The organism is Kibdelosporangium philippinense (assembly GCF_021390435.2).
Lineage (GTDB): Bacteria > Actinomycetota > Actinomycetes > Mycobacteriales > Pseudonocardiaceae > Kibdelosporangium > Kibdelosporangium philippinense.
This window is the reverse complement of sequence record NZ_JAJVCN010000001.1, coordinates 3,305,565-3,326,890: the sequence shown is the minus strand read 5'-3', so window position 1 is coordinate 3,326,890 and position 21,326 is coordinate 3,305,565. Positions and strand designations below refer to the sequence as shown.

The 21,326-nt window shown below is 64.4% G+C and carries 16 protein-coding genes; 6 read left to right on the top strand and 10 right to left on the bottom strand.

Translation table 11 applies throughout. The features are described from left to right. Window positions 1-38: 38 nt before the first annotated feature. Complete coding sequence (locus LWC34_RS15360; RefSeq protein ID WP_233725736.1) at window positions 39-440, top strand: PaaI family thioesterase; 402 nt, start codon at window positions 39-41, stop codon at window positions 438-440. On the opposite strand, the gene LWC34_RS15355 is transcribed toward LWC34_RS15360, so the two are convergent. From LWC34_RS15355 to LWC34_RS15345, 3 genes are all read right to left on the bottom strand, one after another. Continuing rightward, the gene (locus tag LWC34_RS15355; protein WP_233725735.1) at window positions 415-3,537 is read right to left on the bottom strand and encodes a S8 family serine peptidase; all 3,123 of its coding nucleotides are present in this window, start codon (window positions 3,535-3,537) and stop codon (window positions 415-417) included. The two genes, LWC34_RS15360 and LWC34_RS15355, sit on opposite strands and share 26 nt — an antisense overlap. A 128-nt stretch (window positions 3,538-3,665) precedes the next feature. Continuing rightward, on the bottom strand, window positions 3,666-4,478 hold the full coding sequence (locus LWC34_RS15350) for a helix-turn-helix domain-containing protein (protein WP_233725734.1): 813 nt from the start codon (window positions 4,476-4,478) through the stop codon (window positions 3,666-3,668). A 304-nt stretch (window positions 4,479-4,782) separates the two neighbouring features. Further along, the gene (locus tag LWC34_RS15345; RefSeq protein WP_233725733.1) at window positions 4,783-5,481 is read right to left on the bottom strand and encodes a hypothetical protein; all 699 of its coding nucleotides are present in this window, start codon (window positions 5,479-5,481) and stop codon (window positions 4,783-4,785) included. 105 nt (window positions 5,482-5,586) lie between these two features. On the opposite strand from LWC34_RS15345, the gene LWC34_RS15340 reads away from it, so the two are divergent. Continuing rightward, complete coding sequence (locus LWC34_RS15340) at window positions 5,587-5,946, top strand: anion permease (RefSeq protein ID WP_233725732.1); 360 nt, start codon at window positions 5,587-5,589, stop codon at window positions 5,944-5,946. On the opposite strand, the gene LWC34_RS15335 is transcribed toward LWC34_RS15340, so the two are convergent. The 5 genes from LWC34_RS15335 to LWC34_RS15315 form a co-directional block, all read right to left on the bottom strand. Further along, window positions 5,929-6,453, bottom strand: a complete 525-nt coding sequence (locus tag LWC34_RS15335; protein ID WP_233725731.1) for a S1 RNA-binding domain-containing protein — start codon at window positions 6,451-6,453, stop codon at window positions 5,929-5,931. The two genes, LWC34_RS15340 and LWC34_RS15335, sit on opposite strands and share 18 nt — an antisense overlap. Window positions 6,454-6,539: 86 nt before the next feature. Then, window positions 6,540-7,508: a hypothetical protein gene (locus tag LWC34_RS15330; RefSeq protein WP_233725730.1), complete on the bottom strand. Its 969-nt coding sequence runs from the start codon at window positions 7,506-7,508 to the stop codon at window positions 6,540-6,542. A 30-nt stretch (window positions 7,509-7,538) separates the two neighbouring features. Then, complete coding sequence (locus LWC34_RS15325) at window positions 7,539-9,911, bottom strand: OmpL47-type beta-barrel domain-containing protein (RefSeq protein ID WP_233725729.1); 2,373 nt, start codon at window positions 9,909-9,911, stop codon at window positions 7,539-7,541. 72 nt (window positions 9,912-9,983) lie between these two features. Then, window positions 9,984-13,958 carry a ThuA domain-containing protein gene (locus LWC34_RS15320; RefSeq protein ID WP_233725728.1) on the bottom strand — a complete coding sequence of 1,325 codons (3,975 nt, stop codon included), beginning with the start codon at window positions 13,956-13,958 and terminating at the stop codon, window positions 9,984-9,986. A gap of 51 nt (window positions 13,959-14,009) precedes the next feature. Next, a complete protein-coding gene (locus LWC34_RS15315; protein ID WP_233725727.1) occupies window positions 14,010-15,068 on the bottom strand; it encodes a multicopper oxidase domain-containing protein in 1,059 nt (352 codons plus the stop codon). Window positions 15,069-15,562: 494 nt separating this feature from the next. Here LWC34_RS15315 and LWC34_RS15310 point away from each other — a divergent pair, with 494 nt between their 5' ends. Further along, window positions 15,563-16,795 carry an MFS transporter gene (locus tag LWC34_RS15310; RefSeq protein WP_233725726.1) on the top strand — a complete coding sequence of 411 codons (1,233 nt, stop codon included), beginning with the start codon at window positions 15,563-15,565 and terminating at the stop codon, window positions 16,793-16,795. Here LWC34_RS15310 and LWC34_RS15305 read toward each other — a convergent pair. Both LWC34_RS15305 and LWC34_RS15300 read right to left on the bottom strand, forming a co-directional pair. Beyond that, window positions 16,735-18,069 (bottom strand): FAD-dependent monooxygenase, encoded by a 1,335-nt coding sequence (locus LWC34_RS15305; protein ID WP_233725725.1) that lies wholly within the window; start codon window positions 18,067-18,069, stop codon window positions 16,735-16,737. The two genes, LWC34_RS15310 and LWC34_RS15305, sit on opposite strands and share 61 nt — an antisense overlap. Further along, window positions 18,066-19,025, bottom strand: coding sequence for an MBL fold metallo-hydrolase (locus LWC34_RS15300; RefSeq protein WP_233725724.1), 960 nt, complete (start codon window positions 19,023-19,025; stop codon window positions 18,066-18,068). Before LWC34_RS15300 ends, LWC34_RS15305 begins: the two co-directional genes overlap by 4 nt. An 82-nt stretch (window positions 19,026-19,107) precedes the next feature. On the opposite strand from LWC34_RS15300, the gene LWC34_RS15295 reads away from it, so the two are divergent. Genes LWC34_RS15295 through LWC34_RS15285 form a run of 3 tightly spaced genes read left to right on the top strand, consistent with a single transcriptional unit; the run spans window position 19,108 to window position 21,290 of the window. Then, window positions 19,108-20,007, top strand: a complete 900-nt coding sequence (locus tag LWC34_RS15295; protein WP_233725723.1) for a hypothetical protein — start codon at window positions 19,108-19,110, stop codon at window positions 20,005-20,007. Next, window positions 19,967-20,314, top strand: coding sequence for a nuclear transport factor 2 family protein (locus tag LWC34_RS15290; protein ID WP_233725722.1), 348 nt, complete (start codon window positions 19,967-19,969; stop codon window positions 20,312-20,314). The genes LWC34_RS15295 and LWC34_RS15290 overlap by 41 nt, the downstream gene beginning before the upstream one ends. A 43-nt stretch (window positions 20,315-20,357) precedes the next feature. Beyond that, window positions 20,358-21,290, top strand: coding sequence for a hypothetical protein (locus LWC34_RS15285; RefSeq protein WP_233725721.1), 933 nt, complete (start codon window positions 20,358-20,360; stop codon window positions 21,288-21,290). Window positions 21,291-21,326: the final 36 nt, after the last annotated feature.

The window sequence follows — 21,326 nt, the reverse complement described above, 5'->3', positions numbered from 1 at the left end:
GGCACATCCTCACTTCAGTAGTGAAGTGAGGGGATGGGATGAATTTCGACGACGCGCGGAAGGGTTTGGCGGGCCAACCGTTCAGTGTGCTGGTCGGCGCGCGGCTGATGGCGTTCGGTTCAGGGGAGGCGGTCATCGAGATCGACGCACGGGACGACCTTCGCCAGCAAAACGGTTACTTGCACGGGGGCGTTGTGGCCTACGCGGCGGACAACACGCTCACTTTCGCCGCGGGCTCTGTGCTGGGACCGGCTCTGCTCACCGCCGGTTTTTCGATCGACTATGTCCGGCCTGCTGGTGGGCGCACGCTGCGCGCGGAGGCGAGGGTGGTTCAGTCCAGCGGTTCCCGGGCGACCTGCCGGTGTGACGTCTACTCCGATGATGAGCTGTGCGCGGTCGCCCAGGGAACTGCCGTCAAACCAACAGGTAGGCGTCAATGATCGTCTGCTCGACCTTGTTGCCCGCGTCGTCGGCCGCGCTGGCGCGGAACGACACCGAGGCAGCGCCCGGCGGGTGGTACAGCAGCAGGAAGTCGCCGAACAGCGCGGCTTGCTGCCAGGTCGCGCCGCGGTCGTAGGAGACCTCAGTCGACGTCAGCCGAGGTTTGGACGTTGTTGCGGCCTGGGGCTGCGCCTGGATCGGTACCGCGAACAGGATTCCGGTTTTGGCCTTGTCCGACGCGTCGAGCTTCGGCGTGTACCGGATCGCCGACACGGGCAACGCCGTGATACCCGAACTGTGGTCGGAGGTGAAGGTCCACGACGCGGCCACATGCGTTGACTTGCTGTAACCCGCGCGGGTGGCTTCCGCGGTGAGCTGGTACTTGGCTGATCCTCGCGGGACGACCATGCGTACGAACCCGGTATCCGGGCTTTCGGCCATCAGTTCCCCGTCGCGATACAGTTTCGTCGTGGCCTCTGAGGCCGTCGAGAATCCGGCGTTGCCTGCGCCGTCACCGAAAAGTGGGACGTGGGCGATCAACGAATCGCCGCGTTGCTGAACCCATGGGTCTGTCCTGTTGTCCGAGAAGGACGGACCGAAAACGCCACGGTAGAACGACTCTGTGTACGCTTTGCCGGGGACGTATGTCCTGAGTGGACCGTCCACTCCACCCTGATAACCGTTGCTGTCCGACACGGTCATCCGACGCGCCCAGTCCGCGTTCTCACCACCGTAATACTCGGTGCGGATTCCGGGCGGGGCGAAGGTACCAAGGGCGCCAAGGCCCCAGTTGCCTTGGTCTCGCGGCGAGGACGTCGCGCCGATCAGTGCGGACTGGCCGGGCAACAGCGGTCCCGCGTCGACCTTCACGGTTGCGAGCTCGCTCGGTTGAACTTCTTTGGTGATGCCTGAGGGGAAACTGCCCTTTGTGTACCAGGCCAGGCCGTAGAAGTCGTTCTCGACTGTCCAACTTGTACTGAGCTGGCCGAGTATCTCGTCGGAATCTGGCCCGAGTTGCGCGAGTCCGATGTGGTCGATGTCGCCGCCCAATGACAGGTTCGAGACCTTGAAACTGTCCTTTTCGGTCTTACGTTCGAATCCGGTCTGCAGCAACGACAACGTGACTGGCTTCTCGGTGGGGAGGGTGATCGATACCGGTTTGGTCAGTCGTGCGTCCAGATCGATCGTCGCGGGCCCGGTGATTGTGAGGTCCGGATAGTTCAGCACGTCATGCGTGTACGGATCGTGTCCGAGCACGGAACCGGACAGGATGTAGCGTCCCCTTGGTAACCGTTGGACAAGCTTGCCGTCCACAGTGGCTTCGGGGAAGATCCGGTCGCCAGTGTCCACATTGATCAGGTAGGCCGATGCGAAGTCCGCGTGTTCTCCGCTGCGGGCGATCGCGTTCAGCGTCAGATCGTAACTCTCGACTTCGAGCTCGACCTCGATCGCGGTCCGTACTTGTTGTCCGCCACCGGTTGCCACGATCGCGCCACCGAACTGGCCGCCATCGGGAACGTTGCGGATGTCCGCCGCTGCGACCGCGGTTGCCTTGGAGCGGGCGGGAACCACAAGCTGTGCCGGTGATATCGTGAACAGGTTCGCCGGTGCGTTGGTTTCCATTGTCAGGTCAAGCGTGACTGGCTCAGAGCTATCGTTGGTGTACGTGATTTCCTTGGTCACCGCGGGTTGATTGCTGTGCGGCCAGCGGTGTTGGCCGAAGCTCGCACTGGTCGGCCGGGCGTCCACGGTCTGCTTCAACGCTGCCGCCGAATCAACTCTTCCGGCGCCTTGCTCGAACGGCGTCAGGCCTGGAGTCGGCGTGCTCGACCCGACCAGGCGCGCCTTGAGTTGGCTGCCGCTCAGCGAAGGATGTTGCTGTGCAAGCAAAGCAGCCGCGCCCGCCACGTGTGGCGCGGCCATCGATGTGCCCGACAGCGCTGTGTATCCGTCGACGATCGGCTCACCTATCCGCCCAGCCGCGTGTAGCGCGGCCATGATGTCCACGCCAGGGGCTGTGATGTCCGGCTTGATCATGCCGCCGCCGTCACGGGGGCCACGGCCGGAGAAATCAGCGATCTTGTTGGCACGATCGACCGCGCCGACCGTCAATGCCGCATCGGCACTGCCCGGCGAATCGATTGTGCCGTCGCCAGGCCCGAAGTTGCCCGCCGCGATCACGAACAGCGTGCCGTACTTGGCGGACAACGTGTTCACGGCCTCTTCGAGCGGGTCGACCTCTGGGCCGTCGAAGGAGCCGAGGCTCATGTTGATCACATCGGCGCCTTGCTCGGCCGCCCACTGCATGCCCGCGATGATTCCGGAGTCCGTGCCGGAACCGTTGTCCCCGAGCACTTTGACGTCCAGGATCTTGGCATCCGGCGCCACACCACGATATTTCCCTCCCGACTTGGCGCCGGTCCCCGCGACGATCGATGCCACATGGGTGCCATGGCCGTACCGGTCGACGTTGTCGCGTGAACTGGAGAAGTTTTTCTCGGCGATCTCCTGTGTGGCCAGGTCCGGGTGTGTCTGGTCGACGCCCGTGTCCAGCACCGCGACCTTTATGCCCTTGCCGGTGTATGCGGCTTGCCACGCCGCGGGGGCGCCGATCTGCCGGACACTCTGATCAAGCGTGGCCTTGCGGGTGGCGTCCAGCCAGACTTTCTTGGCACTGCCGGATTTCGCGGTCTCCCACACGTCGGAGCCCCGGGTTTTGAGGGCGACCGCGTCGATGCTCGGCAATAGTTTTGTGACCTGCGCGGTCAGTGGCCTGCGCCCGGCTTCGTACTGCACGATCACCGGGACCGTGCCCTTGACGTGGCCATTCAGCCGCAGCTCGGTCACGTCGAAAAGGCGCTCGTCGAGCACACCCTTGGCCAGCAACGGCATCGCGTCGGCAGGGACGACGTAGGTATGTCCCTTTGACTGGTACACCGAGAAGTTGTGCCGCTCCCGGCCGGGCGCGGGCTGAAGGTATCGGGGAGTTCCTTGTCCTGAAAGGAAAACCCGATCACCCGTGAGCAGGATGATCGCCTCAGCCTGCGTCCGTGCCGGAGCGGCGTGCCCTGGTGGCGATGAAAACGTTGCTATCAAAGCGATAACCATGGCCCCAGCGACTGGGCCCCGATGCCGACCGCGCACAGGTTCCTCCAGGTGATCACTGTGTCGCGGACAGTAATGCGCTGTTCAGGGGTCCACAAGGGCCGGACGGAGCACTCTGGTCAGAGCGCGGGCCTCGCCGATTTCAGGCACGCCAGGGTTTCCTCCGGGCTCATCGCCTGCTCGCTGATGCGGTCGAGCGCGTGCCGGATGGTTGCCGTGCGTTCCGGATCCTGTGTCTCCTGCAGGCCGACCAGGGTTTCGGAGAAAGCCGCGTCCGGCTCGTTGAGGTCGTCGAAGGACAACAAAATCACGGAGCCGTGCAGGCCGTCATGTAGAGTATTTCGTTGCGGCACGATCTGAATTGTCACGTTCGGCAATTCGGCTCTCTCGATGAGGAGATTCATCTGCTCCCGATTCACCCCCTGGTGTAGTACCGGCGCGTGGATCAGCGCCTGCAATTGCAGCCGAGGATCGCTGGTGAGGCGCTCCTGCTGACGCATCCGCAGGTCGGTGAACTTCCTGACCGAGCGTTTGCTTGCGTTGATGGACAGCTCGGCGTATTCCTCGGTCTGCAACAGGGTTGGAATATGCCCGAGCTGGAACTCGTATTTGGTGTCCGCCTCATCCTCCATCCGGACGTAGCGCGTGTCCTCGAGGTGGAAGTCGCGCCACCACGGGCGCTGCTTCGCCAACTCCCACAGTTCGATGTATGGCCCGTAGTCGCAGGCCAAGACGCCGTACGCGTCGAGAAGCATGACCAGTTCGTGGTAGGTCGGCAGCTGGCGGCGCTCGATCCGGCTGAGTTTCTTGAACTCCATGTGGACGAGCTCGCCAGCCTCCTCCTGGGTAAGCCTGGCCTGTTCGCGGAGTCTTTTCACCTCGCGCTGGAGTTGTCTGCCGTAATAGTTGGGTTCCGGGGTGAGGCCTGCCATGACTCTATTCTCTCGGGTAATGTGGAAATCCCATTTCTGGATTCGCCATTGAATCCCGCCAAATCGGGAGATGACTGCGATAAGTTAGTGGGTGTTCTTGCGTCAATGGCATCACCTAATCGTGTACTGTGGGCCTATGCCCGAACGGGAGCAGACTGGCTGGCATGGAACAAAACGAAGAGGTGACCGAACGCCCATTGTGCGCCGCGCGGAGCGTGCGGAAACGCCTGCGAAAGATGCGAATGGATGCGCGGAACGCAATAGTTGAATTGGTGGACCGGATGCGCGGCCACTGCGGACGTTCCTACTGCTCGATGGAGACCACCAGCGTGATCAGCTGCCAGATGGCCTCCGCCGGGCCCATCATGTGCTGAGCCTGCCTGGCGACGACGGCCAGCGGCAACCGATCAGGATCGTCAAGCACCGCTAGGAAATAACGAGCATCCGGGTGTCGTGCCAACGCATGCTTGGCATACTCCACCTTGAGGAACGCGGCTTGCTCCGCGGACACCTCGTCGATGAGATTGACGAGCACCTGTGGATCCACCCGGTCGGCGGTTTCAAGCAAATGAACCAACTGCCAGGTCGCCTCCCGCGCCCCGGAGAACAACCGGACAACGTTCTGCGCCTCGGCAGCGACCGTCTTGACGGTGACATTCTTCAGCTCACCGCGGCTCAATCCCTCCCGCACCAACTCCCGCTGCCAGCAGACGGAGACTGCCAGAACGCCGACCCACATGATCTCCTCGGCCAGGCGGCTCCCGGAAATCCTGATTTTGGCGTGTGCGGAACTCGCATCGGCAAGCGCGGTCATGCTCGCCTCGCCATCGAACAGCGCCTTGGCCGTACGCAGGTAGATCGCCGACAGGTCCTGCTGCTCCGGCGTCAACTCCTCGTGACAGACCTCGTGTACGTGGACTGCGTAGTCCAGGGACAAGACCTTGCCAAGCAAGGAATCCGCCGTGCGCAGCTGCTGCTCGAGGACCTTCGGAACGCTGATCACAAGCCCACATTCTTCAACGCCACGGCCACGAACCCGCGCATTGCCCGGCGGTGTTTCGGGTATCGGGACACTGTGCCACCCTCTTGAACCATCTACCCAGCGTGGATGGGAGGCGATCATGGCGGATCGAGCACGGTGACGATCACGATCTTCGCGGTGCTGCTTGCCGTGATCGTGTCGGAGACGACGAGCAATACGGCGTCGGCTTCCGTTGTCGTGCCGATCATCATCCCCATTGCCGTTGCCGCGGGGGCGAATCCGTTCATTCCCGCACTGGCTGCGACTTCCGCGGCTTCGTTCGGGTTCATGCTGCCGGTGTCCACGCCACAGAACGCTGTGGTTTACGGCTCCGGTGCGGTGTCGATCACCCGGATGATCCGGTCCGGGATCTCGTTCGACATCCTCGGTGCGATCCTGATCCTCATTGGACTGCCACTGATGGTGTCCCTACTCGGACTTGCGTAGTGCCAGTTGGCGGCGCTCTCGGTCGACGCCAGTGACGACGACCGAGAGCTCGTCGCCGGGCATCATCGACGTGGGGTTGGGCTGGTGGATGAGTCCTTCGACGCCATCAGCGACTCGAACGAAGACACCAAACGGCACCACCACGGTGATCCGGCCACTGAGCTCGTCGCCTACCGCAACGCGATCAGCGAACAGCTTGAACGGATCCGGGTGGGTCGCTCGCAGCGACAGCCGGGCTTCCATATTCCATGTGTCGAACTGAAGGAACGCGCAGGTGACACGCTTCCCAACCTGAACGATCTCGGTAGCTGCCGCGAAGCGTCGCCATGAGAGCTCAGGAATGGCGATGAAACCAACTCCAGGAAAGAGCGGATGTTCGGGTCCTCTGTCCAACGCGACGAACACGCCGAACCGTTCGATCGCCGCCACGGTCCCAGAAAGAAGTTCGCCCCAACTCAGTGATTCCAGGAACGCCCGGAGTTCTGGCGTGTCGAACGATCGGTCCACACGGCCCAGCCTTTCACAGCCTGGCCCAGAAAAGCTCGTGAGTGGTTATCCGTGCTAGAACACGAATAACCACTCACGAGGGTCTTTCAGAGACGCGCTTTGCCCTTGGCGGCAGCTGCGTCGTTGGCTGCGGCCAGACGGGCGGCAGCGCGCTCAGCGGCAGTGCCATCCCGCTCAGCCGCCGCCAAACCGCGAGAAGCCGTCGGGGACGCCGACTCGCCGGAGATGCCACCGCGGATCTTGTTGTTCGCGGCGACCTCGGTCACCGGGTTGTTCGCGGTCAGCTGCAGCTGCCCTTGGATGATGTTGTCATCCAACGTTGAACGACCAGCGGTGTTCGAGATGCTGACATCCCTCGCGAAGTAACCACCGGTCGCACACGAGTCCAGGCCGCCGTTCGGGCCGAGCTGCACCCCGCCCTGGTTTCCGGCGAACGTTGCCTTGCCCTGCACCGCTGAACCGCAGACCACGCTGCCGTTCGCGTTGTTGAGCACCGACAGGGTTCCGTCGACGAAGGTGTTCTGCACGTCCGTGAAGTACGCGCCGGTCGAGCTGACGTTGCCGGTCACTTCACTGTCGGCCACGCTGACTTCGCCGACCTGGGCGTTGATGTTTCCGTCGACCTTCGAGCCGGCTTCCACGAACAGGAAGCCTTCGATCTGCTGTGAGCCCTTCGGCTGCGTCACGATCCGGCCGGTGTCGGTGTTGCGCAGGAACATGCCGAAGCCGCCGGTTGCCAGGGTCACGTCTCCGTCGACCCTGGTGTCGACCGAGTCGAAGTAGCCGTTCGCGGCCACCTGGACCTCGCCGTTGATGGTGCCGCCCTTGATCACCAGGTTGGCGTCCTTGGCGATCTTGACGTTGCCGGTGATGGTCGTGCCCTGCAGGGAGCAGGACTCGCCCGGCGGAACATAGAGGTCGCTCGGCACCGTCACGGCACCGCCCGTCCCGACGCAGTACATGACCAGATCGGCGTTCGCCGGCGCGGCCATCATCACGGACGCGGTCGCCAGTGCGCTCAGGGTCGCGAGCGCTGATGCGGTCCGTCTAGCCATCTTCGTTTCTCCCTGCTGCGTTGAAAGGAACTAGTTGCCGATGTCGGATCGCGAGGCCGCGCGCACGATCGTGCCTGCGTCCCGGCGGGACAGCACGCCACGGGTCACCAGCTCGCTGGTCACCGTGTCGACGTGCCTGACGAATTCCCCGTGGCTCGGCCAGCTGCGGTTCTGGTCCACGAGATCGCTGACGGTGCAGCCGTTCCCGGTGTCCACATTGGCCACACCGGTGTTGTCCTGCTTGATGATCACGGTTTCCCGTGTGTCGGAGTTCGGGCAGGCATCCGATCCCTGCTCGACCACCGTGAAGGCCACCGCCTTCTCCGGTGCCGCGTTGCCCGCGTTGTCACTGGCCCGGTACTTGACGGTGTGTGCGCCCTTGGCCGTGACCTGGACGGTGTTCAGGTACTGCTGCCAGGCACCGTTGTCCAATGAGTACTCGATCAGCTTCACGCCGGACTGCGCATCTGAGGCGGTGACGGTTACTGATGCGCTGCCGATGAAGTTCCCGTTTGGATCCTTCGGGCCGGTGACGGTCGCGTCAATGGCAGGCGCCGTAGTGTCCGGAGGCGTGATGATCGTGAAGATCGCCGTGCCTTCCGGTGACACGTTGTTCGCGTTGTCCGTGGCGCGATAGGCAACTGTGTGCGCACCGGCACCGGTCACCTCGACGGGTGTCGTGTACGCAGTCCAGTTTCCACTGTCCAACTTGTACTCGGTGGACTTGATGCCGGAGGCGTCAGTCGCGGTGATGGTCACCGTGGCCTTGCCGATGTAGTTGCCGTTCGGGTCCTTGTCACCGGCAACCGCCGCGTTCACGGTCGGCGGAGTCGTGTCCGGCGGCCCGGCGACCGTGAAGTTCACCGACTTCTCCGCCGCGACGTTGCCCGCGTTGTCCGTCGCCCGGTAGGAGAGCGTGTGGGCTCCGACGGCGGTCACCTCGACCGGTGTGGTGTAAGCAGTCCAGGCGCCCGAGTCCAATTTGTACTCAGTCGACCGGATGCCCGAGGCGTCCGTCGCGGTGACCGTGACGGTCGCTTTGCCGATGTAGTTGCCGTTGGGATCACGATCACCGGCGACTGTCGCGTTTGTCGTCGGGGCAGTGGTGTCCCTCGGCGGCGCAACGGTGAAGTTGACGCTGCCCTCCGGCGAGACGTTGTTGGCGTTGTCCGTGGCCCGGTAGGCGACGGTGTGTGCGCCCACAGTGGACACCTCGACAGGCGCCGTGTACGCGGTCCAGGCGCCGGAGTCCAGTTTGTATTCAGTGGACTTGATACCGCCAGCGTCCGTAGCAGTGACTGTGACAGTGGCCTTGTTGATGTAGTTGCCCTGCGGGTCCTTGTCACCGGCAACCGTGGCATTCACGGTCGGCGGCGTGGTGTCCCGCGGTGCCACGATCACGATGTGCGCCATGCCTTCCGGCGACACGTTGTTCGCGTTGTCCGTGGCACGGTAGGAAACCATGCGCATACCGGCGCCGGTCACCTCGACCGGGACCGTGTACGGAGTCCAGTTGCCATTGTCCACCTTGTACTCAATGGACTTCACGCCCGACTGCGCGTCGGTTGCGGTGATGGTGACAGTGGCCTTGTTGATGTAGTTGCCCTGCGGGTCCTTGTCACCGGCAACGGTAGCGTTGACCGTCGGGGGAGTGGAGTCCGGCGGCGTCTCGACGACTCTGAACTGTTGCGAACCAGTCGGCGAGACGTTGCCCGCGTTGTCCGTCGCGCGGTACTGCACGGAGTGGTCGCCGATCGCCGTCACGTCGAACGGCTGCGTGTACGGCAGCCAGCTCTGGTCGTCGATCTGGTACTCGACCGTTTTCACGCCGGACTGGTTGTCCGAGGCGCTGACGGCCACGGTCGCCTTGCCGACGTAGTTGCCGTTCGTGTCCTTGGTTCCGGTGACCGTCGCGTTGACCACCGGCGGCGTGGTGTCCGGTTCGCCGGAGGTGACGGTGAATTCACCACTCATGACGTGCCCAGGCAGTGCACAGAAGTACCGGTACTTGCCGGGCGTGAGGGTGACCGTTCCCTCCCACCTGCCGTTGGCTTCGGGATCGAACGGGTCCAGGTAGACGTTGGTGGTCACGTCATGGTTGTAGCCAGGCGTGTCTGTGTCGAACGTGAGTGTGTGCGGCGTCGCGCTTTTGGGCGAAGCGTTCACGAAGACGAACTTCGCTGGACCGGCGACCGCACCGGACGGCGCGGTCAAGTATCGCGTTCGGTCGTCGTCCGTTGTCCATTCCAGCACTTGCTCCTGGGCCTGCGCGGCAACGGGCGCGGGCGAAGGTGCGGGTGCGGGAACCGGTGGCGGGGCGGGCAATGCGGAGGCTGGAACGGCAACGACGATCGATGTCGCCATCAACGCGCCGGCCACCCCAGCGATCAAGCGTCGAAACATACTGCACCTTCCATGAGTGCGCCGGAACCGGCCGGTGCGCCGAGGGGATGGCGCACCGGCCGGTCGTGGTCGCTAGAGCGACCGCACTCGGATGTTGCGGAAATCGATCACGTCGGCGTTGCCGTGGTTCTGCAGACCAAGGTGTCCACTGAGGAACTGGCGCAGATCCGTCGGCGGGTCACCGGCTCTTGACGACTGCTTGCCCGGCGTGTTGTCGAACTCGTTGATCACCTTGCCGTTGCGGATGATCGTGTAGTGCTGTCCGACAACCTTGACCTCGTAGTCGTTCCAGACGCCCTTCGGAGTGGCACCGGCACCCGGCAGTGCGATCGGGTCGAAGTTGTAGATCGACCCGGTCTTCTGCGGCTCACCGGTCTCGCCGTCGTAGATCTGGACTTCCTGGCCGCAGTAGATCGCGACCCAGGCAGGCGAAGTACGAGCGGAGCCGACCGTGCCACAGCTGCCTGGCGGACGCTGCTCCAGCGGAATCCGCGGATCCGGGAACCTGGTGAACAGACCGCTGTTGGCACGGGTGTCACCCGGCGAGGAATCCCGGAACTGGAGCTTCACCGAGAAGTTGCCGAACTGCTTCTGCGAGTACCACAGCATGCCGAGCCCGCCTGCCGAGCGCAGTGAACCGTCCGGCTGGATCGAGAACGACCCGCCAGGCGCCTGCGTCCAGCCCTTCAGCGACGCCTCGGTGCCGTCGAAGATCGGCTCGTACCCGGTGTTCGCCGCGGTGCCGACGTTCGACCCCGCCGCGGTCCTGGTCAGTGCCGAGCTGTCCCTGGCGTTGAGCACGCCGTCGCGTTGCAGCTGCGCGGCGACCGCCTCGACGTGCCGGACGAAGGCGGCGTGGTCGGACCACGGGCTCTCGTCGTCGATCAGGTCGTTGATCGTGCAGCCACTGCCGACCTGCTTGTTGGCAACGCCGGAGTCCGAGTCGCCCATGAACACTGTGCCGCGACTGTCCGGCACCGCGCAGCCGACGTTCACAGCCACCGGCACAACCTGGGTCTCGCCGTCCGCGTAGGTCACCGTCAGCTTCGCGTTGTAGTTACCGACGCGGGCGTAGGTGTGACGCGGGTTGGCCTCGGTCGACTGCGTGCCGTCACCGAAGTCCCAGCGGTAGGACACGCCACCGGACTTGGACCCGGAGAACCCGACGGTCAGCGGCTTGTTCTGCACGGCGACGGAAGTCGCGGCAGGCCGTGGCGTTGGCGCACCACCCTGGTAGCTGATCCGCAGCAGTTTCTGGTTACGGGTCAGGCTGAAGAACCCGCCGCCGTAGTCCAGCACGTAGAGCGCGCCGTCCGTGCCGAACTTCGCGTCCATCCACTGCTGCAGCTGCAGGTTTCCTGGGCCACCCGGAACGATCGCCCGCAGCGACTCCGCGAACACCGGAGGCTGTGCGGTCGCCACGCCGGCCGGGTCGACCGTCACCGCGATGCGGTTCTGGTCGTTGCCCTGGTCACCGATGAACCACTTGTTGTTCCAGTACTCCGGCCACGCCCGGCCGCTGTTGGTGTCGACCAGCTCACGGTGGTAGGTCGGGCCGGTCATGACGGCCTGGTTGCCACCCTTGAGGTACGGCTGGGTGTAGATGGCGTCCGCCTTGTTGTACGTGGGGATGCCACTGCCGTCCGTCCGGGCGGGGAAGACCGCGCCGCCGCCGTCCGGCGAATACCAGATCATGTTGTTCTTCACCGGCGGCAGGTCGACAAGACCCGTGTTGCGCGGCGAGTTGTTCTTCGGCGCGTTGCAGTCGTACCAACCGGTCAACACGCTCGCGTCGGTGTTGCTGCGGTCGCGGTACGGCTGCTTGTTGCCCATGCAGTACGGCCAGCCGTGGTTGCCCGCCTCGGTGATGATTGTGGCGGTCTCGTACTTGGCCGGGCCGAGCTCCGGGTTGGGCGAAGGCGCGTCCGGACCGACCCACGCGGCGGTCAGCCACTGCGTGACCGGGTCGATCTGCAGGCGCGAGATGTTCCGCACGCCCATCACGTAGATCTCCGCGCGGGTCTTGTCGGTACCCGGCGGGAACAGGTTGCCCTGCGGGATGGTGTACGTGCCGTCCGCCTCCGGGTGGATGCGGATGATCTTGCCGTTCAGGTCGTTGGTGTTACCGGCCGTCCGGCGAGCGTCCTGGAAGGACAGCCCCTGGTAGTCCGCGGTCCAGTTGTTGCCGGAGTAACCGCCGGAGGAAGCCTCGGACGAGTTGCTGTCACCGGAACCGACGTACAGGTTGCCCTTGGCGTCGAACGCCATGCCACCACCGGCGTGGCAGCAGCTGTGCTGCTGGACTTCCCACTGCAGCAGATCCTTGCGCGAGGACAGGTCGATCGTCTGCGCGGCCCGGTCGTAGGTCAGCCGCGAGACCGTCCGCTTGCCGATCCGCTTTTCCCGGTCGACGGTGTCGTGCGGCATCCAGTAGACGTAGATCCAGCCGTTCTCGGTGAACTTCGGATCGGTGACGATGCCGAGGAGACCCTCCTCGTTCTTCGTCAGCTCGGTGCCGCTGCCCCTGTTGCCCATCACCGGCAACGTGGCCAGCAGCTTGACCTGGTTGGTGTCCGGTTTGAACTGGTGGATCGTGCCACAGCCGAGGCCGACGTTCGGGTTGTCCCAGCTGGCGATCGGGCCGCTCGGGCAGGCCGCCTTGCCGACGTAGAACATCGTGCCGTCCTGAGCGGCAGTGATGCCGTGCGACTCACCGATCTGGTCGAGCTGACCTGTCTGGTTCTGGGCGGTCAGCCGCTCGATCTTGTAGTTCGCGGCGATGGTGGCCTGGCAGTCGCCACGCACGATGCCGGTCGTCCACTTGAGAGCACCGGTCAGATGGCTACGGAACGCGGGCTCGCTGTAGCTGCCCTCGGTGTGGCCCATGCCGGTGTAGAAGGAACGGCCACCGTCGTAGTCACGGCACCACGACACCGGGTGGAACGGCCCGTTCGCGCCGGGACCCGGGTTGTAGCGCCATTCCTCGACCTGCGCGACCGTGTGCACGGCGCCGACCGGGTTGGGATCCCAGTTGTACCAACGGTCCGACCGCGTGATGTTCTGCGGCAGGCCCTTGGTGGCAGGGTGCCTGCTGTCGAGGATGTTCACGACAGCCTGGTTGATGCCGGGCGTTGGCGGGGGCGCCGGGTCACCCGCGAACAGGGTCAGACCGGCCAGCTGGATGATCGGCTCGCCGCCGTTGGCCGTGACGTTGAGCCGGTAGCGGCTGTAGGACACCGGCGAGGCGATCGTGAACAGCCTGGTCTGGAAGCGTGCGTCGAAGGTCTGGTTGGTCCGCGTGTCGACCGTGGTCCAGTTGGTTCCGTCGTTGGAACCTTCCAGCGTCCAGTCCTTCGGGTCACGGCCGGGGAAGTCGTTGGCGGACGTGAGCGTGTACCGGTTGACCGCCTTGGCCGCGGGCAGCTGGTAGGCGATCCAGCCGGTCGTCGCGAAAGTCAGCCACTTGGTCTGCGGATCGTTGTCCGCGGCCTTTTCCTTGGTCTCGTTCGGCGGGTTCTCCGCGCTCGCGGTGACCGTGCCGACGGCCTCAGGGGTGGAGACGGCGCCGACCGGGCGGGTGCCGATCAGGCCGGTGAACCAGCTCGACTCGGCCTGCGCCTTGGCGGCGTCGCCGATGCCGAAGAAGCCGTTGCCTGCCTTGACAAAGGCCTGCAGCGCGCCTTCCTGGTCACGCGTGAGCGTCGCCTTCTCCGCGGACAGGAACACCACACCGCGGTAGTTGGCGAGGTTCTCCGCGGTGAACGCGGCGGGGTCCGAGGTCGTGTCGACTCCGACCCCGTTGGCCGCGCCGAGTTCCTGGAAAGTGGCGGCCGCCTTGGCCACCGGGTCCTGCTGATCGGCCAATGGGCCGTGGAACACAAGAACCTTGATCGGGCTGTCCGCGACGGCAGCGGCTGGTGCCTGCTGCGGTGCTGCCGCGGCCGTGGTCAGGGTGCCGCCGACCATGGCCGCGGTGGCGGTCAGCACCAATAAGGCTTGTCTCCCTGTTCTCCTGCGAAATCGACCGGCTGTGAACCGTCGCCCCATCCCTAACTCCTTTGTCGTAGGCAGGCCAGGAGGTCCTAGTTGTTGCCAGCGTCAGTTGTGACTGTGCCCCTCAGTGCTCGCCGGCGGCGGCACGTCGACTGCTGGCCCGGCGGCGTGTACGTGGCCGTGGAACCGGTCGATCGCCTCCTGCGCGCCTGGCGGCATGCTGCCGTCGGCGTTGCGGACGAGGAAGATCCCGGCCATGCCCGTGTCGGAGTGGCTCTGGACATGGCAGTGGTACATCCACGCGCCGGGCCCGACGCCCTGGCCCGCGATGACCTGGAACCCGAACGACGTACCCGGGTTGAGGTCCTTGATGTCGATGATCGCGCTGGGGTCGGCCGGTCCCTCGAGGTAACCGGTCCGGTTGTCCGCCCAGCGGTGTGCGTGCAGGTGGAACGTGTGCAGCGAGTTGGCGTGACCAATGGCAAGCCACTCGACCCGCTCACCGAGATTGCACTCGAACATCGGCGTGTTCGGTGCCTTCTTGTGGTTGATCATGGTGTCGTTCAGCACGGCCACGAAGGTCTTGACTGGCAACGCGTCGCCTCGCCGCCGCACGATCAGGCCGCCGTACAGGCCCTTCGCCAGGCCACCCGTGCCGTGGTCGGTGCCGTTGGCGTGATCGTGGTAGTGCCAGTAGCCCGCGCTGCCCGGCGTGAAGAGCCGTCCGACGCCCGCGGACGTCATCTCGCGTGAACGCCAGGTGTACACGCGGGTCTCACCCGGGCCGTTGAAGGAAGCGTTGAGGGGACTGCCATCCGACTCGACGGAGTAGTCCACGCCGTGCGGGTGGATGGACACCCGCTGGGTGGTCCGGTTGACGAGCGTGATCTCCAGCGTGTCGCCCTCGTAGATCTCCAGCAGGGGGCCGGGAATCGAGGCCTTGCCTGGCTCGAGACCGTAGCCGAGCAGACCACCGGGCAGGTCCTCGACGTACATCGTGATCTTCTTGACGACGCCGGTCTGCGCCTGGGCGGTGTGCACACCCGAAGCACCGGTACCCAACGTCATGGCGGCCGGAACGGCCAGCCCGACGGTGCTTGTCGCGAGCACAGAGCGGCGGGTGACGAGCTTGCTCAACCAGCCGGTCTGGGCGTGCTTGTCCATCCTTCTCCATTCGGGTCAGCGGCCAAAAATCCGAACGGTCCTCGAAGCGTCTTCGACAGCGCTACGAGGGCATGGCGGCACGCCGCGACCTCAGCGTGGCGGCTCGCTCATCCCCAGCAATCGGTAAAACCATCCATGCCGCGCTTGCATGGACGGCTGCCGATGTTGTTGTCTGGCCTCAGTTCGACGGGTCCGGTGTTCTTTCGTGTCGATCCCATGCAACTTATGCATTCTGCAGACAAAAGTTAAGGGCCAAACGGCGTAACGAATCGGACAGACTTCTGTCATTTTCGTGAGACACCCAACTTCGGGCGCGGGGATTGGTTCGTGACAAGACAAACCCGGCGCGGACAGTGGTTCGGACTACGGCCAGTGTTGTTTAGTTCGTGACGAAATAGAAGCGCGGCCATGATGGCTAGACCTCGTGAGTGGTTACGCGGGTTAGAACGCGCCTAACCACTCACGAGGTCTGACCAGGGTGATTGGATGTTCCCGTGGGGCGGGACTTCGGGTGGTTGTGGCGGGCGTACACGATCAGCGCAGCGGGTACATGGCTGGCGCTGGATGCCTTTCCCCTGATAGCGATCCTCGCCCTGCACACGACCCCAGCTCAAGTCTCGCTGCTGGCAGCGGTCGGTGGCGCGATGGCGGCGCTGCTCGCGCTTCCATTGGGGCCATGGGTGGAGTTCCGGCGCAAGCGGCCGCTGATGATCCACGCGGACCTGCTGCGATTCCTGATCCTGCTCACGGTTCCAGTCGCATACCTGCTCGGCATGCTGACCTACGGCCAACTTCTCGTGGTCACCGTCGGGGTAGCGGTCGCGGACATCGTCTTCTTCGCCGCCAGCGGCGCGCATCTGAAAGCCCTGGTACCGAAGGAACATCTGGTTGCGGCGAACGGGAAGTTCGAGAACGTCATGTGGACGTCCTCGGCCGTCGGGCCGCCGTTGGGCGGTGGCCTGCTGCAGCTTCTCGGCCCGGTCATCACCACGATCCTCAATGCCGTCAGCTTCCTGTTGTCCGCATTGGCCATTCGGATGATCAAAGCTCCGGAGCCTGAGCCGCCCGCGAAACAGCGGGACAAAACCGGGATAGCCGAAGGGTGGCGGGCGATCACGAAAGACCCGAACCTGCGCGGCTTCTTCATCTACAGCCTGCTGACGAATGGGTTGATCATGGCCACCGCGCCACTCCTTCTCTATTGGATGGTGCGGGAGCTGAACTTCACCACCCTGCAGTACGGGCTCGCGCTCGGCATCTCTTGTCTCGGTGGGGTTCTCGGCGCCCGCATGTCCCGGTCACTGGTAAACCGGTTTGGGCAGCGGCGAATCCTGCTTGGCTTCGGGATCGCCAGGGTGATCTGGGTGCCTGGGTTGGTGTTCATCCAGCCGGGCCTGGTCGGGCTGCTGGTGTTCATCGGTGTGGAGTTCACGATGATCGTGTGTATGGGGATCTTCAATCCCGTGCTCGCCGCGCATCGCCTGCAGCGCGCCAACAAAGAGACTGTCTCACGCGTCCTGACAGCGTGGACGATCAGCAGCCGCGCCACGATCGCCGCATTGACCGCGTTGTGGGGAGTGCTGGGCAGCCTGACCAGTTCCAGGACGGCCATAGCGATCGCTGGGGTGCTGTTGTTGCTGATCCCGCTGTCGATGCCGTGGCGGCGTCAGAACTGGGAGAGCACGGAATCCGCCTCTGCCAACGATGTGACAACCGCGGCGACATAAGCATCCGGGCGGATCACCCACAACAAGTCAGAATACGAGACCACGTGCAAACCACTGCGCGAACGAGCACGGAGTTCTTCCGGGACAAGCAAGCCAGCCGCCGGGTGCGTCCCATGAGTCAGGGGAGAGGAGTGGTAGGGGAACGGCGCTGACAGGCGGCCGGAGTTCACCTGGGAATGCACCGACGGATCATGCCGGGCCCTCGAAAGGATGGACTGGCGGTGCTGGCGCTGCACATCCGTCTGGGGGACAAGGAAATCCATGGTGTCGGTGGTGATTCTGATGTTGTCAAGCGCGGCCGCGTGGCGTTCGATGTGGTACGTCTCCAGCAGCTCCTCAGTAGACTCCCCACGCAGGACAAGGGCGATCTTCCACGCCGCGTTCTCCGCGTCGGCAACACCCGAGTTCAGGCCACGTGCGCCAAAGGGTGCCATGACATGCGCACAGTCACCGGCGAGCAGGACGCGGCCGACGCGCATCCGTGAAGCCACACGGGAATGGAAGCGGTACACCGACTGCCACACCACCGAATAGTCCGCGTCGCCGATGATCGCGCGGATCCGTTCGTCCAGATCGTCCGTCTCGATCGAGTAGTCGGCCGGGACCTGCCAGTCGATCCGGAATGTCGAGTCGGGACACGGGTGGATCAGCACCTGGCGGCCCGGGTTCCACGGTGGATCGAAGTAGAACCGGCGTTCCCGCGCCCAGCCCGGCAGGTCGGCACGGATGTCGCAGATCAGGAACTGGTCGTCGAAGGATTGCCCGTCGAACGTGACGTCAAGCGCGGCCCGCAAGTCGTCTGCGTGCGAACCCGCGCACAGCACCACATACGAAGCCCTGATCGCCGAGCCGTTGGCACTTCGGACCGTAGCGCCGGACGAGTCCTGGTCCACACCAATCACGTGATGGCCCCAGCGGACGTCGATCAACGGCTGCCTGGCTATCCAGGTATCGAGGATTTCCTCGGTGCGTGACTGCGACAGGTTCACGAACGGCGGCAACTCACCGCCGGTCGGCAGAGTGAGCGCGAACAACTCAGTGTCCTGGTAGAACGTCCGCGAGGTCGTCCACGTCAGGCCCTCGGCGGTGATCTGCGCGCCCGCGCCGACCGAATGCCAGATGTCCAGCACATCTCGTTGCTGGCAGATCGACTTCGAGCCGATCGGATCCCGCTGCGCGCGACCGTCCAACAGGATCGTCTCGATACCCCAACGGGCGAGCAGCAACGCCGTCGTCTGACCGACGGGTCCGTTGCCGACCACCACGACACTCATGCCAGCTGGTCCCAGACTTCACGATCGCGCTCGGCCGTCCAGATCACCGGGCGCTCGATTCCGGCCAGTTCGTCCCACGCGCGGGAGACGTCGAACGGCAGGCAGTGCTCGAAGATCGGCCACTTGCCGTATCGCGGGGCCAAAGCCGCGTGCGTCCGCTCGAACGCTTCCTTCAATGCCCCGCCCGATTCGAACACCGACGAGACCTCGGCCAGCAGCACGGTCAGGAAGTGCCTGGTCTGGTCGATCGCGGCGTTGACCGCGTCCCGGCCGTGCGTGACCGCGCCGCGGCCGCCGATCAGTGTCGTCGCGTCGTAGGACCTCACCTTGTCCAAAGTGGAGGTTGACCAGTCGCGGTGGAACGCGTCACCGGTGTACAAGGCCGTCTGCGCTTCCACGAGATCGCCCGCGTACAGGATCTTCCGCCGGGGCAGCCAGGCGATGATGTCGCCTTCGGTGTGGCCGCGTCCGCAGTACTGCAGGATCAGATCGCCGCGCTCGCCACCGAGGTCGATCGTCATCCGGTCGGCGAAGGTCAGCGTCGGCCAGGTCAGGCCGGGCACCGACTCCGGGGACTTGGCCAGCCGTGGCATCCGGGCGAACTCGCTGGCCCAGTCCTGCTTGCCGCGTTCGGCGATGAGTGCCTTGGTGTTCTCGTGCGCGACGATGACCTCAGCATCGAACGCCGAGGCGCCGAGCGTGCGGACCGCGTGATAGTGCGACAGAACCAGGTATCGCACGGGCTTGTCGGTGTGTTCGCGCAGCCGGGCGAGCCATTCCTGTGCGGCGACTGGGGTTGCCATCGCTTCGAAGCACACAAGGAAGTCTTCGCCTTCGATCGCGCCGATGTTCGGATCGCCTTCGGCGGTCAGCGCGTAGACGCCGTCGCCGAGGATTTCCAGGGTTCGCTCCTTGTCGGCGAGGTCGGCCGATGAGGCGAAGCTCTTCTGGCTCATCTGCCCGACTGTAGCGTGCGGGGGAGTAACGGCGACTAGTCCATGGGCAGGTATCGGTGGACGAGGGAGAGGCGGCACCGACGTGGTCAATTCGCGTGGGAATCTCACAGCTTTCGCCGCAGGTGGCATCGTCGCGACGCTGATCGGCGTCGGGGCGAAGCTGGCGTGGGACGGGGTCATCGACGGACTGTCCGGTTCCGTCGTTTGGGTGATAGTCGCGTTGATCGTCGCGGTGTGCGTGCTGATCGGGGTGGTCACCCGGACGTCGACGAAGGTGGACCACCTCATCGAGAAGGCCGCGTTCTCCATCCGCTACTACCCGGCCGACGCGCCGGACACGTTGTACCAGCGCAGCCGGGAGGTGATCAGCCAGGCGGGCTCGGAAGCGCAGATCTACGCGGTGAACTCGTACGTCGAAGTCTTCCGCAAGGCCGCAGGCGCGGGCAGCGTCGAGTCCGAGAAGGACGTGCGTGAGCAACGCGATTACCTGAAACAGTTCGAGCGCAAGTTCGAATCGGTGCTGTATCACCGGCTGATCCAGGTAGAGACTGGTCATTTCAAGGACAACAAGGACAACGGCAAGTACGACCTCGCGACCTCGCTCGCGCCAGCGTACCTGGAGCACTACCTGGAAATGGCCACGTTCGCCGAGCGCAATCCGAGCAAGGACGTCAAGATCGTGAAGGTTCCGGCCAAGCTGCCAGCGTCGTTCGTGGTGGTCAAGGACCGCAACTCGTCCGGCGGGCGGATCATCTGGCAGGTCAACATGCACGATCCGAGCGCGCCCGCCAAGGAGTTCGAACGGATCATGGGCGTCTTCATCATCACCGACCCTGACGCCTTGCTCGTGCCACGGTTCATGCAGTGGTTCACCGAGCTCAACCGGGGATCAGAGGAGATCAGGGTGAAGGATCTGACGAAACGCGAGGTGGGCTCCGATGATGACCGACGACCTGGTCCAGCACCTGCTGAAGGTCATTGACCTGCGTGACTGGGAACAGCTTGGCACATTGGTGACGCCGGACATCCGCTACGACCGGCCCGGCTATCCGACTATTCACGGAGTCGCGCAGTTGCTCGACTTCTACCGGCACACCAGGGTGATCGCGGACGGGCGGCACAAGCTGGAAAGCCTGCTGACCGACGAGCGGCAAGGATTCTGCTGGGGCAGTTTCGAAGGCGTATCCCATTCGGGTGAACCGCTGTTCGAGCTGTTCGCCGACTGGTATGTTTTCGAGGCCGACAGGATCTGCCGCCGCCGCTCGTTTTTCTACAAACCGGCCATCTGACGAAAGATTTCAGCCTGTGCACCCTCGGACCGTCGGTGAGATCGTGAAAGAGAACCTCGTCCGGTTACGGAAAGGGCGAGGTGTTTTGGCGCGGGACCTGGAATCGCGGGTCCGGCCGGAGTTCGCCGAGCTTTTCGGCGCGACGACCGATACCGGAAGTGTGTTGCGCCAGAAGGTGATCGGCTACCTCGAGGAGTTGATGGTCGCGCTGCCCACGCAATGGCGCCGGGCGGCGAGGTGTGGTCTGAACCTGCCGCCGTCCACCGACGGCGAGACGTTGCAGCAGCGGCTTTCCGTGCTGGCGGCCGAATTCTTCTGCGACGAGCGGACCGCGCGCAGGCGGATGGACGAGGCCTTCCTGCAGATGGCAGGCAACGCCGACCGCGGGCAGGTCCCGATGCCGGGCGTCGGGCACGGCGGGATAGGTTGGTACGTCGACATTTTCGACGCCGTGTTGCGGCTGGACACGGCGAACCCGGAGGCGATCGAACGGCGCACGATCGTGGCGACGGCGGGCTCGCTCGACCGGATCGAGACGTCGATCGACGTACCGAGGCACCCCTCGAACCACAGCACACGGGTCGAGCTCACCCGCGAAATGATGTTCGGCGGCGTGGTCGCGGGCACCGGCATGGGATCGAGTACCAATTTCAGTACCGAGATCATCCTGCCGAGGACCCTGCGCCGGGGCGAACGGCACACGTACGGTCTGATCGCCCGAATTCCGCCAGGTCAGGAAATGGTGAACAGATACGTGTACGTGCCCTACCGGCAATGCCGTTATTTCACCCTGTTGGTCAGATTTCCGCCGAACAATGTGCCGCAGCGGATCTGGCGGCACGAAGGCGTACCGCACAGTGCGGTGCACGACGAGCCGAAGCCGGGCAGTGAGCTGGAACCGAACCTGGCCAACGAGGTCAGCGCCCAGTTCCGGGATCTCATCAATGGCTGTGCGTACGGCATTCAATGGCGGTGACGTCCAGGGAAGCGTCACCCCGGACGTCACCGAAAG